Source organism: Trinickia violacea, from assembly GCF_005280735.1.
GTDB classification, from domain to species: domain Bacteria; phylum Pseudomonadota; class Gammaproteobacteria; order Burkholderiales; family Burkholderiaceae; genus Trinickia_A; species Trinickia_A violacea.
This window is the reverse complement of sequence record NZ_CP040078.1, coordinates 2,056,247-2,069,092: the sequence shown is the minus strand read 5'-3', so window position 1 is coordinate 2,069,092 and position 12,846 is coordinate 2,056,247. Positions and strand designations below refer to the sequence as shown.

General features: G+C 62.0%; 10 protein-coding genes and 1 pseudogene. 6 read left to right on the top strand and 5 right to left on the bottom strand.

The genetic code is table 11. The features are described 5' to 3' along the window. The first annotated feature begins 174 nt into the window (after positions 1-174). Entirely contained in the window at positions 175-1,200 is a 1,026-nt protein-coding gene (locus tag FAZ95_RS31420) for an IS110 family RNA-guided transposase (protein ID WP_137336321.1), read from the top strand. Positions 1,201-2,075: 875 nt separating this feature from the next. On the opposite strand, the pseudogene FAZ95_RS31415 reads toward FAZ95_RS31420, so the two are convergent. The 4 genes and pseudogenes from FAZ95_RS31415 to FAZ95_RS31400 all read right to left on the bottom strand — a co-directional run bounded on the left by FAZ95_RS31415 (position 2,076) and on the right by FAZ95_RS31400 (position 7,367). Further along, positions 2,076-3,207: pseudogene (locus tag FAZ95_RS31415) on the bottom strand (IS110 family RNA-guided transposase). Between the two features lie 411 nt (positions 3,208-3,618). Further along, the gene (gene hpaI / locus FAZ95_RS31410) at positions 3,619-4,395 is read right to left on the bottom strand and encodes a 4-hydroxy-2-oxoheptanedioate aldolase (RefSeq protein WP_137336320.1); all 777 of its coding nucleotides are present in this window, start codon (positions 4,393-4,395) and stop codon (positions 3,619-3,621) included. Continuing rightward, on the bottom strand, positions 4,382-5,725 hold the full coding sequence (locus FAZ95_RS31405) for an MFS transporter (protein ID WP_137336319.1): 1,344 nt from the start codon (positions 5,723-5,725) through the stop codon (positions 4,382-4,384). The genes hpaI and FAZ95_RS31405 overlap by 14 nt, the downstream gene beginning before the upstream one ends. Before the next feature lie 94 nt (positions 5,726-5,819). After that, positions 5,820-7,367 carry a UxaA family hydrolase gene (locus FAZ95_RS31400; RefSeq protein ID WP_137336318.1) on the bottom strand — a complete coding sequence of 516 codons (1,548 nt, stop codon included), beginning with the start codon at positions 7,365-7,367 and terminating at the stop codon, positions 5,820-5,822. 232 nt (positions 7,368-7,599) lie between these two features. On the opposite strand from FAZ95_RS31400, the gene FAZ95_RS31395 reads away from it, so the two are divergent. The 4 genes from FAZ95_RS31395 (at position 7,600) to FAZ95_RS31380 (ending at position 9,929) form a co-directional block, all read left to right on the top strand. Continuing rightward, a complete protein-coding gene (locus FAZ95_RS31395; protein ID WP_137336317.1) occupies positions 7,600-7,818 on the top strand; it encodes a CopG family ribbon-helix-helix protein in 219 nt (72 codons plus the stop codon). Beyond that, positions 7,812-8,177 (top strand): type II toxin-antitoxin system VapC family toxin, encoded by a 366-nt coding sequence (locus FAZ95_RS31390; RefSeq protein ID WP_137336316.1) that lies wholly within the window; start codon positions 7,812-7,814, stop codon positions 8,175-8,177. Before FAZ95_RS31395 ends, FAZ95_RS31390 begins: the two co-directional genes overlap by 7 nt. 92 nt (positions 8,178-8,269) lie before the next feature. Continuing rightward, a complete protein-coding gene (locus FAZ95_RS31385; protein ID WP_137337692.1) occupies positions 8,270-9,238 on the top strand; it encodes a LacI family DNA-binding transcriptional regulator in 969 nt (322 codons plus the stop codon). Between the two features lie 205 nt (positions 9,239-9,443). After that, entirely contained in the window at positions 9,444-9,929 is a 486-nt protein-coding gene (locus tag FAZ95_RS31380; RefSeq protein ID WP_137336315.1) for an aminoacyl-tRNA deacylase, read from the top strand. A gap of 60 nt (positions 9,930-9,989) precedes the next feature. Here FAZ95_RS31380 and FAZ95_RS31375 read toward each other — a convergent pair whose 3' ends face one another. After that, the gene (locus FAZ95_RS31375) at positions 9,990-11,360 is read right to left on the bottom strand and encodes an MFS transporter (RefSeq protein WP_137336314.1); all 1,371 of its coding nucleotides are present in this window, start codon (positions 11,358-11,360) and stop codon (positions 9,990-9,992) included. A gap of 468 nt (positions 11,361-11,828) precedes the next feature. Between FAZ95_RS31375 and FAZ95_RS31370 the strand changes: the two genes are divergently transcribed. Continuing rightward, positions 11,829-12,806 carry a hypothetical protein gene (locus FAZ95_RS31370; RefSeq protein WP_137336313.1) on the top strand — a complete coding sequence of 326 codons (978 nt, stop codon included), beginning with the start codon at positions 11,829-11,831 and terminating at the stop codon, positions 12,804-12,806. Positions 12,807-12,846 lie beyond the last annotated feature (40 nt).

Sequence of the window (12,846 nt, the reverse complement as noted above, 5' to 3'; positions counted from 1 at the left end):
GCGGGTGCTGGGGTTGTGGCGTTTTGCTTGGGTTTGTCGTGCAACTTTGAATTCGCGCCGTTCCGTATAGTCCGTCCCTCCCCGGGACCGGGGTCACTAATGAGATGGTCAGCCTGACCGAAGCAGCCCGATCGGCTTACGCTGATCGGGCTGCTTCCTTTTCGGGAGATCGTCATGGACCCCATCTCGTTGATCGGAATCGATCTTGGCAAGCATTGCTTCCACCTGCACGCGCAGTCGGCCTCGGGCCGCATGGTGTGGCGCAAGAAGCTCACGCGCAGCCAGATGTTCACCCTGCTTGGCAATGTTCCGAGCTGTACGGTGGTCATGGAAGCGTGTGCGGGTGCGCACTGGGTGGCGCGGCAGGTCGAGGCACTGGGCCATCAGGCCAAGCTGATCTCCCCGCAGTTCGTCAAACCATTCCTGCAGAGCAACAAGAACGATTTCGCCGATGCGCAGGCGATCTGCGAGGCGGCCTCGCGCCCGAGCATGCGCTTCGTCAGTGCGCGCAACGAGGCGCAGCAAACCCTCTCGGCCTTGCACCGCGTGCGCGAGGGGCTGGTGCGCGATCGCACCGGCACGGTCAATCAGATTCATGCCTTTTTGCTGGAATTCGGCGTGAGTTTGCCCACAGGGATGGCCGTCATTCGCCGGCTGCCGGCCGTGCTGGGCGCGCATGATCTGCCGCCGCGGCTGATCGCGCTGCTCGAGCGTCTGCAGGCGCATTTCAAGTACCTCGATGCACAAATTGGCGAGATCGAGGGCGATCTGATGCGGCAACTGCGGGAGGATGAGCGCAGCCAGCGTTTGCTGGAGATTCCGGGCATCGGGCCGATCACGGCCAGCGTGCTGGCGAGCGAATTGGGCGACGCGCGGCAGTTCGCGTCGGCCCGGCAGTTCGCGGCGTCCGTCGGGCTGGTGCCGCGCCAATACAGCACGGGCGGCAAGCCGACGCTGCTGGGGATCAGCAAGCGCGGCGACAAGAATTTAAGGCGGCTGTTGGTGCAATGCGCGAAGGCCATCATGCAGCACATCGAGCGGCGCACCGATCGCTTGGGCGCCTGGGTGCGCGGCCTGTTGAGCCGACGGCATGCGAACGTGGTGGCGTGCGCGCTGGCGAACAAGTTGGCGAGGATCGCCTGGGCCATCCTCGCCAGAGGCACGCACTACCAAGGTGCTCAGGCTGTAGCCGCAGCCTGACACTCTGCGCCGCTTGCGTTAGCTTTTACCCTAGTCACTTCCTGGTTTTGCGACGCGAGATACGTGAAGACATAAACGGCTCAACGGCCGGGCAAGCAACCTGAAAGACAAAACAGCGTTCCCATGCTGAGTCACTTTTGAGGTTTGCCCGGTGCGGCTCTCATCATGGGGCGGAAACCTGTTTCCACAGCGACCCCGGATAGATTTGCGCACGTCCAATTTACGTCAACACCACCTCGCTTGCAAAAGTCAGGCTGACCATAGATTTGTCCTTGCCAAAAGTAACCAAAAGCGCGTCCTCGCCGGACGGCTCGCCCGGAGGCACTCAACCCTGTTAGTTCCGATATCCCGAGCGCTACCGTGGGAAACCGTTATTGCTCGCCTTTAGTCCCGTTTGCATGCGGCACAGTATTTCGTCCGTTCGCGTCAAATCAGCGATGCAGGTCAGGAAAGACCTGAAAGTGCTTGTCTTGCGGTGGGCCCATGCACTTGGGCTCCCTTCCCATCGTAGGCAACGTGGGGCGCGTCCAAACCGGTAGCGTCGATTTATTTCGTATCGGCGCCATTCCGTGCCGCGTACTGATATGACTCCCGCTGTCAATCGGGATCGGTTTTCCAGTTTTCAACTGCATGTTGTCCGAATTTCCTGAGGGCGGCGTAGCAGTAAGTCTCGACGGTGGATCACGCTGATATCCGCGGGTTGGCTACCGCATTACAGATGTCCGCCCAATAAGCCTACCGCTATCTAACGCCGCAAGTCGGATGCAATCCGTTGCGTAGTACGCTCGCGGGTTACTCAGGTGCCGGGCTACGCCGCCCTCAGGAAACACCTTCTCAAGTGGCCAGGGTAATTCAAGCGTCGCGCAGGCGTTGCGTCACGCCATGCGCACCTCGGGCCGCGCGGCGAGCGACATCGCGAGCCGGCTGATGTCCCAGATGAAGCCGCTCAGTTCCCGGGCGAGCGCGACGACCGCAATGTTCTTTGGCTTGCCACGTGCGACAAGCTTGCGATAACGCCCACACAGGCGCACCTGCGCATCCCAGGCACGATCAACGATGGGTTTGGGGATGCCCTCGTGGCGACGCTGAATCTCCGGACTCACACGGGCCGGATGCTGGTAGCTCCCAAGCGGCTTCGACAAGCAGCTTTCTCGCATAGCTGTTGCCGTTCTTGGTGATACTGCCTTGACGGCGCTTCTCGCCCGACGAATGCTCGCATGGCGTCACCCCCAGCCAAGCCATCAACTGGCGTGGCTGGGCAAAGCGCGATAGATCGCCCAGTTCGGCAAGCAGGCCCACCGCCGTAGTGAACTGCACGCCGCGCATGGCCTGCAGGCACAGCACCGCTGGATAAAAGCGCCAGTCGACGGCCGCCTCGCGCAACGCGGTCTCCAACCGTTCGCATTGCGCGAGACGATCCTCGATCGTGCGCCGATGTTCCTCGAACGCCAGTTGCTGCCAGGCGCTGTCGAACGCAAATGTGCTCAGCCAGCGCCGGTGCGCAGGTCCCCAGTCGGCTCGGCCGGCATAACGCACATCGTGCGAGAGTAGAAAGCCCTTCAGGCGTTGCCGTGCACGTTTCAGATCGTCCTTGGCGCTGGCCCACGCGCGGGCCAGATCGCGAAATGCTTCGTCTTCGACGCTGGGCACATAGACCGCTGACAGGTCGCCGGCACGCAGTGCCCGCACCAATTTGATCGCATCGCGCCGATCGGTCTTCACGCGCTCTCCCGGCTTCCTGGGAATCAAGGACGGAGCGCACACCATGCAGTCGAACCCCTTCTGCGCGAGCTGGCGGTAAAGCGCGTAGCCGCACGGCCCCGCTTCGTAGACGATGCCGATGCGCCGCGCCTTCGACTGCAGGCGCTTGCACAGGCGATCGATATCCGTCTTGGTCGTACCGATCTTGCTAAGCAGTTCGACCTCGCCCGCGCCAAGCGCATAGGCGACCGTGATCGAATCCTTATGGACATCAAGACCGACGTACAGAGTGCTATCGTGTTCCATGCTGGCCTCCGCGGTGGACATCGCCGGGTGTGGCCCTGTCCACACCGTGCGGCTCTGGCAGCGATGCTAACCCGCGTTTGATGCCTCGCGGCGGGCCAGCCTCTACCTCACGGGAGTCATACTGACTAACCGGACGCGCGGCGAGCAATAACGGTTTCCCACGGTTGACCTTGGAACGCCGGTACTAACAGGGTTGAGTGCCTCCGGGCAAGGCCGTCCGCCCAGGACGCGCTTTTGGTTACTTTTGGCAAGGACAAAAGTAACCCCGGTCCCGGGGAGGGACGGACTATACGGAACGGCGCGAAATCAAAGTTGCACGACAACGACAACACCCCCACCCCCAGTTCCGTCAAGTTGGCGCTTCAGCGCTTATTAATTGGACCCTTCGCCGCTCTCCATGGCGAACCATGGCTACATCGCGCCCGGCTCGACGAACTCGCGAGCGAGCTTGCGAGCCGCATTCGCGAACATCAGGATATCGACACCTGTCGCGACAAACGTGCAGCCAAGCTCGAGGTAATGCCTCGCGAGCGCCGCATCGGACGTCAACGTGCCGGCTGCCTTGCCCGACGCAACGATCGTGCGGATCGCCGCATCGATCGCCTGCTGCACGTCCGGATGCCCCGCTATGCCGCGATAGCCCATCGAGGCCGCGAGGTCCGCAGGACCGATGAACACCCCGTCGACGCCGTCCACCTCGCAGATCGCTGGCAGATTCTCGAGCGCGGTCTTGGTCTCCGCCTGCACCAGCACGCACGCTTCGTCATCGGCGACATCGAGGTAATCGCCGCGAGCGCTCCAGCGCGACGCCCGGCCCACCGCGCTGCCCACGCCGCGCATGCCATGCGGCGGATAGCGCACGGCGGCCACGACTGCGCGCGCCTCTTCCGCCGTATCGATCATCGGCACGAGCAAATTGCGCGCGCCGATATCGAGCAGGCGCTTGATCAGCGACGGATCGCCGTTGGCCGGCCGCACCACCGCTTCCGCCCGGTACGGCGCCACCGCCTGTAGTTGCGCGAGGATGCTGCGCAGGTCGTTCGGCGCGTGTTCGCTATCGATCAGCAGCCAATCGAATCCAGCCGTCGCGCTGACTTCCGACAGATACGCATCCGCCATCGACAGCCAGAAACCGATCTGACGCCGCTTGGCCTTGAGCGCGGCTTTGAAGGGATTAAGCGCTGACATCTGCGTTTCGCTGGACATGTCGTTCATCTCGCTCCACAGGTTGGTGATCGAATCGGATCGGCTCCACTTTGCCGAGCAGGAACAGATAGTTCAGGATCGCGAGCCCGATCAGCGCCGACGAAAACACCAGCGCCGGAATGAACGAGCCGGTCGCGCCGACGATCGCACCGGTCACGATCGGCCCGATCACACCGCCGATGTTGGATACCGTATTTTGTATACCAGCCACCATCGACACCGCGTTGCGCGGCGCCACGTCGGCGGGCAGCGCCCACACTTGCGAAGCTGCGACCGTCGTGCCCGACTTCGCGATCGTGAGCAGCACGACCGCCATCACGGCGGACTGCGCGAACGCCGCGAGTCCGATGCTCGACGCCATCACGAGCCCGATCACGAGGAATAGCTTGCGCGTCGCGGTGAGCGAAAGCTTGCCGGAGCTGTAGACGCGATCGGACGCCCAGCCCGCGAAAATCTCGACGACGATCGACGCCAGCAGCGGCAGCGACGCCATGAAGCCCATCTCCATCATCGAGAGGCCGCGCGCCTTGATCAGATACGTCGGCAGCCACGTGATGAAGAAATACGAGTTGTAGTTGATCATGAAGAAGCCGATGCACATCGCCCAGATGTTGCGATGCGCGAGCAGCTTGCGCCATGGCGGCGCAGCCGCGTCTTCGTCGGCGTGCCGTGCGCCTTGTCCTTCGCGGATGTGCGCGAGTTCGGCCGCGTTCACACGTTTATGGGCGGCGGGCGAATCGGTAAACGTGAACTGCCAGACGACGAACCAGCCGATGCCGAGCAAGCCGGTGATCGCGAATGTGATCCGCCAGTCGAACAGCGCGAGCAGAAAGGCGATCAGCGGCATCGCGACGGCGCCGCCGAGCTTCGAGCCGCTGTCGAAGATGCCTGCTACCGTCGCGCGTTCCTGGCGCGGAAACCACTTCGAGGCGATGCCCGCGTTGCTCGGGTAGGCACCCGCCTCACCCGCGCCTAGTGCGACGCGCAACGCGACAATCGACTTGAAGCCGGTTGCGAACCCCGTCACGGCTGTCGCGGCCGACCACCAGAACACCGAAAAGCCGAGCACCGTCTTCTGCCCCAAGCGGTCGGCCAGCATGCCGGCAGGCAATTGCAGCAGCGCGTACGACCAGAAGAACGCGGACATCACGATGCCCATTTCCATCGCGCCCAAGCCGAACTCCGACTGGATATGGGGCGCCGCCGCCGCAAGCACGGTGCGGTCGATGTAGTTGATCGCGATCGCCGCCCACATCAGGCCAGCCACCACCCAGCGCACCTTCGAGCGCGGCTGTTGCGGGTCATCCTGCATGTCTTGTCTCCATCCAGTGTCTTGCCCTTCAATGACACACCGCGCGACGCTTCGAGGCGTCTGTTCACGGTGTGTTAGCGCAGTGGCACAAACTTCAACTCACGATGCCCATGTGCCACGGCACGAACTCGTGATCTCCCAGGCCCAGCAATTCGCTCTTGGTGCGCTCGCCCGAGGCGGCGCGCAGAATGTGTTCGAAGATGTCCTGCCCCATCTCGTCGATCGATCGCTCGCCGTCGACGACGAGCCCGCAATTGATGTCCATGTCCTCTGCGAGACGATTGAACATCGGCGTGTTGGTCGCGAGCTTGAGCGTCGGCGCGGGCTTCGAGCCGAACATCGAGCCGCGGCCCGTCGTGAAGCAGATGAGGTTCGCGCCGCTCGCGATCTGCCCCGTGACGGCGACGGGGTCATAGCCCGGCGAATCCATGAACACGAAGCCCGCGCGGTCGATCGGCTCGGCGTATTCGTACACCGCCTGCAGCGGCGTGGTGCCGCCCTTCATCGCCGAGCCAAGCGACTTCTCGAAGATGTTCGCGAGACCGCCCTGCTGATTGCCGGGCCCGACCACGCCGTTGAACTGGCCGTTGTGGCCGCGCGTATAGCGCTCCCACCACGCGAGCCGGTCGAGCAGCTTCTGGCCGACCTCGGGCGTCACGGCGCGGCGCGTGAGCATGTATTCGACCCCGTGGATCTCCGGCGTCTCGGAAAGGATCGCCGTGCCGCCATGGCGCACGAGCAAATCCATGGCCGCGCCGAGCGCGGGATTCGCGCTAATGCCGGAGAACCCGTCCGACCCGCCGCATTCGAGCCCGATCTTCAGATGGCTCGCGCTCACCGGACGCCGCACGATGTCGTTCGCGGCAGGCAGCATCTGCTGGATCGCGGCGATGCCCGCCTCGATCGTCGCGCGGGTGCCGCCCGTGTCCTGCATCACGAGCGCGTGCAGCGCCTTATCTGTGTGCAGCCCCTGTGATTCGAGCAGGCCGGCCACTTGGTTGCGCTCGCAACCCAGTCCGACCACGAGCACGCCCGCCAGATTCGGATGACGCGCATAGCCCGCCAGCGTGCGCCGCAGCACATCGAAGTGCTCGCTCGGCGACGACATCCCGCAGCCGCTCGTCTGCGCGAACGCAACCACGCCGTCGACGTTTGGATACGCGGCTAAACGTTCCGGCGTGAACCACGCGGCGATGTGCTTGATGACCGTGGCCGAGCAATTGACCGAAGCGAGAATGCCGATGAAATTGCGCGTCGCAACGCGCCCGTCCGGACGCACGATGCCTTGGAATGTCGCGCGCTCTGATTCGGGAAGGTAGTCGACGGGACGCACATCGAGACCAAATCCCGGATCGCGCTCGAAATCGATCAGCTCGATGTTGTGCGCATGAACGTGCTCGCCGGCTTCGATATCGCGCGCCGCCCGGCCGATGATCGCGTTGTACTTGCGGATCGGCTCGCCGCGGACGATGCGCCGGGCCGCCACCTTGTGGCCGGCCGCGATCTGCGCACGCAACCGCACCACCGTTTCGCCGACGCGCACCTGCTGACCGATTGCAAGCGCCTCGCGCGCGATCAGCACGTTGTCCGCGTCATTGAGCCTGAGCAGCGCGCCGGTGAAATTCGTGTTGGCCTGCAGCATGCGGTCGAATCCTCTATGGCCGCGCGCGATGACGCGCTGCCGTCTCCTTTCGATTGTGGGCTGTTACCGGTTTATGTAACCGGTAACATTCGATGCCATGCTATTACGCTTTGGGGAGAATTGCCAGTGGGTTTTTTGGGGAGGTATCGGGAGGCGGTCGAGGGCATAGTGCCCCGTTTGCGTGGACAGAAGCAATGATATACGATATGTATATCACGCAATGGAGGAGGCTATGAGCCGAGTTTTGGTCGACATCCCCGATACGCAGCTCGAAGCGCTCGCGGCAATCGTGGAGGAAGAGCAACGCCCTCGCGCCGCGCTCATTCGCGACGCGATCGAGGCCTATATAGCGGATCACAAGCGCTTGCGCGGCGCCGACGTCTTCGGCCTGTGGAAGAGCAAGAAAATCGACGGCCTCGAATACCAACAGGCGTTGCGCTCGGAATGGTAAAAGCCCTTTTTGACACGAACATCCTGATCGATTATCTCGGCGGCATCGGCGCGGCCCAGAAAGAGCTGTCGCGCTATGAGTCTCGAGCAATCAGCACGATCACGTGGATGGAAGTTCTGGTTGGCGCCACAGCGAAGGAAGAGAGGGCGATCCGCTTATGGCTGAACTCGTTTGACGTCATCGCCTTGGACAGCGCGATCGCGAATCGCGCTGTCGCGATTCGCAAAGAGAAAAGGATTCGCCTGCCCGACGCGATTGTCTGGGCCTCCGCGCAAGTGAATTCGCTGTTGCTCGTTTCGCGCAATACGAAGGATTTTCCGGCGGATGAGCCGGGTGTGCGTGTGCCCTACAACGTTTAAGCGCCGTGACCAAGACCCCGACGCCCCCCCTTCCGCAAGCGCCGCGCCCCACCGTCGCGCGCCGAGCCCGCAAAAGCACGGGACGCGTGACCTTGAGCGACCTTGCCGAGCTGATCGGCGTGACGAAGGTGACGGTCTCACGGGCGCTGAATACGCCCGAGCTGGTGTCGAGCGAGACGCTCGAACGCGTGCGCGCGGCCGTGCAGCAGACCGGCTACACGCCCGATCTGATCGCGGGGTCGCTCGCGTCGAATCGCAGCCGCCTGATCGTCGCGCTGATTCCGGCCATCGCGGGCAGCGTGTTTCAGGAAACCGTCGCCGCGCTGACCGCCGAGCTCGCTGCGGCCGGCTATCAGCTCCTGCTCGGCCAGAGCGGCTATGACGAATCGCGCGAGGACGCCCTGCTCGATGCGATCGTCGGCAGACGCCCGGCCGGCATTGTTCTGACCGGCGTCGTCCATTCCGAGCACGCGAAGCAAAAGCTGAAGGCGTCAGGCATTCCCGTCGTCGAAACGTGGGACATCACGCGCGCACCGCTCGACATGCTCGTCGGCTTCTCGCATCAGAAAGTGGGCGAAGCGGCGGCGCGCTATCTGCGCGAGCGCGGCGCGCGGCGTCCGGCGATCGTGACGCCGGGCGACCATCGCGCGCAAGTGCGGGCGCAGGCGTTCGTCAAGGCGTTCGACACCGCGCGGGACATTCCCGTCGTATCCGTCGAATCGCCCGCCAACCTCGGGGACGGCCGGCGCGCGTTGAGACGCCTTCTCGACGCGCACCCCGACATCGACGCCGTGTACTGCGGCGCCGACATCATGGCGCTCGGCGTGCTGATGGAAGCACGGCACCGGGGCTTGTCGATCCCGGGGCAGTTGAAGGTGATCGGCTACGGCGACCAGAACTTCGCCGTCGACACCGATCCGCCGCTCACCACGATCCGTATCGACGGCACTCGGATCGGCAAGCTGGCCGCGTCGATGCTCGTCGAAAAGATCGAGACGGGGGCAGGAAAACAACGCAAGGTCGATGTCGGCTTTACGCTGGTCGAGCGGGAGACGGCTTGAAAGGTCAGACCGTTGCCGCTGCGCAACTGGATCAGAGGTCATACACAAGACGTGACGAACGCTACTTACGGGCTTGCGGCAGCGCAGCAAGCACACGGCACCGAGTCACCGCACCCAAGTTCACCTGCCATTCGCACACAAGCGACCTATTCTGGAAGATCACACTGGCTCGTTTTTCAATGCGATATCTGACAGGAGGTGTGCCATGTCAATGTCTGCAATCCTCGAGGACTGCCTGCGCAACAAGGGCTCCCGATACGAAATCGTGCATCACCCGTATAGCCACTCCAGCATGGAAACCGCCGCGGCGGCCCACATTCCGGGCGACCGCCTCGCAAAGACCGTGCTCTTCGAAGACGAGCACGGCTACATCGCCGCCGTGCTGCCGTCGACCTATGCCGTGAAGCTGTCCGAGTTGTGGTCGAAAACGGGACGGCGTCTCACACTCGCGAGGGAAGTCGATCTGCGCGAGCTGTTCAAGGACTGTGAATACGGCGCGCTGCCGCCCGTGTGCACGGCCTACGGCATGACAACCTACCTCGATGAAAGCCTGGCCAGCCAGCCGGACGTTTACTTCGAGGCCGGCGATCACGAAGAGCTGGTTCACATGGAATCGGATCAGTTTCTGGCGCTGATGGACCGTGCGGAGCGCGCCCGTTTCGGACGGCGGATGCAGGGAAGGACGATTTGAAGCGCGAAAAAGCGGCTGGTCTCGCAACCAGCCGCTTATTTTTTCTTCCACTCGTGTCGATCACGTAGCGGGCCGTGCGTGTCCATCGTCCCCCATCGCACGCGCTTCGTCATATTCCCGCGAGATGTCCTGATTGGTGTGATCGCCCATCAGCGAAGCCGAGATCAGACTGAGCGCCGCGCACGCCAGCACATAGCACGCGACGGCATAGCCCGATTGGTAGTAGGCAAAGAGCGCGGTCGCAATGAGCGGCGCGGGACCGCCCGCAATGACCGATGCCAACTGGTAGCCCAGCGATGCTCCGCTATAACGCATCCTCCCCGTGAAAGACTCCGCAATAAAAGCCGCTTGCGGGCCGTACAACATGGCATGCGGCACCAGCGAAAGCATGATGGCCACGAAGATCCAGAGCGAACTCTTGGTGTCGACCATGCCGAAATAGATGAAGCCGAATATGCCGGCGCAGACGGCGCCGATCAGATACATCTTGCGCCGCCCAATCAGATCGGACACGTGGCCAAAGAGCGGGATCGTGAAGAACTCCAGCACGGCAGCGGCCAACACGGCCGTCAACAACAAGTCGCGTGTCGCGCCCAGGTTCCGGACGCCATAGGTGAAGACGAAGGCCGTGTAAATATAGAAAGGCGCCTGCTCGGCCATGCGGGCAAAGGCGGAGAGAACGATGTCCTTCGGCTGGCGGCGTATCACCTCGAGGATCGGCGTCTTCTCGATCTTGTGCTCGGCGAGGAGCCGCGCAAAGATCGGCGTTTCGAGAATGTTCAAGCGAATATAAAGACCGATCGCGACCAGCACGATGCTCAGGAAGAACGGCACTCTCCAGCCCCACGTCGCGAAACCGCTGCCGGAAATCTGGCTCATCGCCAGCACTGCCAAGTTAGCGAGGAACAGTCCCGCCGGCACCCCGAACTGCGGCCAGGAGGCAACGAAGCCGCGATGCCCGTTCGTGCGCGCCCACTCCATCGACATCAAGACCGAGCCGCCCCATTCACCGCCCACGCCTACGCCTTGTATGAAGCGCAGCACCGTGAGGATCACAGCGCCCCAGATGCCGATTGTCGCGTAGGTTGGGACGAAGGCCACGGCAAACGTGGCGATACCCATCAGCAGCAGCGTCACGATCAGCGTGGCTTTGCGCCCGATGCGATCGCCGTAGTGGCCGAAAATGGCCGCGCCGACCGGTCTCGCAACAAAGCCGACGGCATAGATCAGGAAAGCCTGCAATGTGCCGACAAGCGGATTCGATTCAGGAAAATACAGCTTCGCGAAGATCAGCCCAGTCACGATGCTGTAGAGAAAGAAGTCGTACCATTCGATCGTAGTACCAATCGTACTGGCGACGACTGCGCGGCGTAGTTGGCGCCGGGATTCCTCTTCGGAGAGGGGCGCTTCCCCCGGTGATATAGCAGCCATTTGACATCCCCTCCTGCAAAAAAGGGACATCAAAAATAGACATTTTGTAGTCCGACAGGTTCCTTCTATTTAAAGTCTTCCTTTAGATCATCATCACACCGACCGATCAAAAAACATAGAAATGAAATGAGGCAAGTAAATTTTGCGCCGGGTTATCGCTATATGATCAGTATGACTTAGCATATTTTTCACAAACCCGACAACGGTATCAGCTTGATCGCGGCATCGCTCGCTGAGTCGATGCTCATCGAGAAAATCGAAACGGCGGCTGGGATGCTGCGTAAGGTCGATGTCAGCCTCAGGTGATCGAGCGGGAGCCGGCATGAGTGTCATCGGAAAACATCATCGGGTCCTTGGGCTGGCTGCCGCGTTTACCTATGATGAATCCACACGACGGGGACCGCCGCATTTAGGCCGCCAAATGGCAAGCCGTCATGTCCGCCGGACGGGCGAGAGGACGAAAAAGCCATGGCCGACTATCAATTGACTGTGCAGCTTCCCCCGAAGCGCACGGGAAAAACGCCCGATTGCGACAGTTGGACTTTCCATCACATCCTGCCGTGGAAGTATTACTACTGCCTTGCCGCTGTGCTCGGCTATTACTACGCGGGCTCGTTGAATTCCTTCGTGCGCAGCAGTCCCCTATACAACACGCCACAAGCGCTTGCCGAATTGCCGAACACCGTGACGGCTTTGGGCAGCATCGTGACTTGCGATAGCGACATCGTCCATAGCGCAGGCAAATCGATGATGTCCTTCGTGGAGGTGAAAAACGTCATCGACAAACTAGCTCGAACCGCAGACAGCGTGACGGAACGCATCACCAACGCAACCAGCAAGGAGACGCTTCATGCCGCGCTCGTCTCATGCACGAGCCCTGTATTCGGCGGCTTTCCGGGCATGTCCGGGGATCAGCGCTCCGACGACCCGAAAGATGCGAACAGCAAAATGGAACCCACCAAGCCCTTCAACGGCGACCCGGCATGGTGGACGGCCGTGACGTCTGTCGGCCATGCGCTGCAGGCGGCGAGCTATTGGGCAAAGCCGTCGGATCGCAATGGGTGCAAGGATCTCGATTCCGCCGGGTACGGCGACAAGGTCAAGTTCAAGCTCAGCAATGAAAGCCTCGATGTGATCCTCGCCCATCTCCGCTCGGTCACGACGCCCACCCACAATAATCAAGTCCTCGCCTTCGACGAAAAGTCGTGGCTGGTGCAAATTCCGAACGGAACATGGGGCATGACGGTGTCAAAAAACGAGTTCCTTTACGGTGCCGGCGCGGCAGTGGTGCCCACCGACTCGTACAAATTCAAGGTGTCGAGCGTAGACGCGCATGCGGGAAAGACGAAACTCCTCGAAATGACCCGCTGCCCCGGCCTGGAAAACGAAAAGAACATCCTCAAGCCGACCTCGGCTTCCGCAAAGATCATCACTAGCCAGACTTGATGCTCAAATAGCTGACTGCGTCGATTCCTGGCGGCACCAC

Bases quoted from the DNA above. Each gene is read 5' to 3' on its own strand.
- FAZ95_RS31420 (WP_137336321.1), top strand. From the start codon at position 175: ATGGACCCCATCTCGTTGATCGGAATCGATCTTGGCAAGCATTGCTTC.
- hpaI (WP_137336320.1), bottom strand. From the start codon at position 4,395: ATGTCAGCGCTTAATCCCTTCAAAGCCGCGCTCAAGGCCAAGCGGCGT.
- FAZ95_RS31405 (WP_137336319.1), bottom strand. From the start codon at position 5,725: ATGCAGGATGACCCGCAACAGCCGCGCTCGAAGGTGCGCTGGGTGGTG.
- FAZ95_RS31400 (WP_137336318.1), bottom strand. From the start codon at position 7,367: ATGCTGCAGGCCAACACGAATTTCACCGGCGCGCTGCTCAGGCTCAAT.
- FAZ95_RS31395 (WP_137336317.1), top strand. From the start codon at position 7,600: ATGAGCCGAGTTTTGGTCGACATCCCCGATACGCAGCTCGAAGCGCTC.
- FAZ95_RS31390 (WP_137336316.1), top strand. From the start codon at position 7,812: ATGGTAAAAGCCCTTTTTGACACGAACATCCTGATCGATTATCTCGGC.
- FAZ95_RS31380 (WP_137336315.1), top strand. From the start codon at position 9,444: ATGTCAATGTCTGCAATCCTCGAGGACTGCCTGCGCAACAAGGGCTCC.
- FAZ95_RS31375 (WP_137336314.1), bottom strand. From the start codon at position 11,360: ATGGCTGCTATATCACCGGGGGAAGCGCCCCTCTCCGAAGAGGAATCC.
- FAZ95_RS31370 (WP_137336313.1), top strand. From the start codon at position 11,829: ATGGCCGACTATCAATTGACTGTGCAGCTTCCCCCGAAGCGCACGGGA.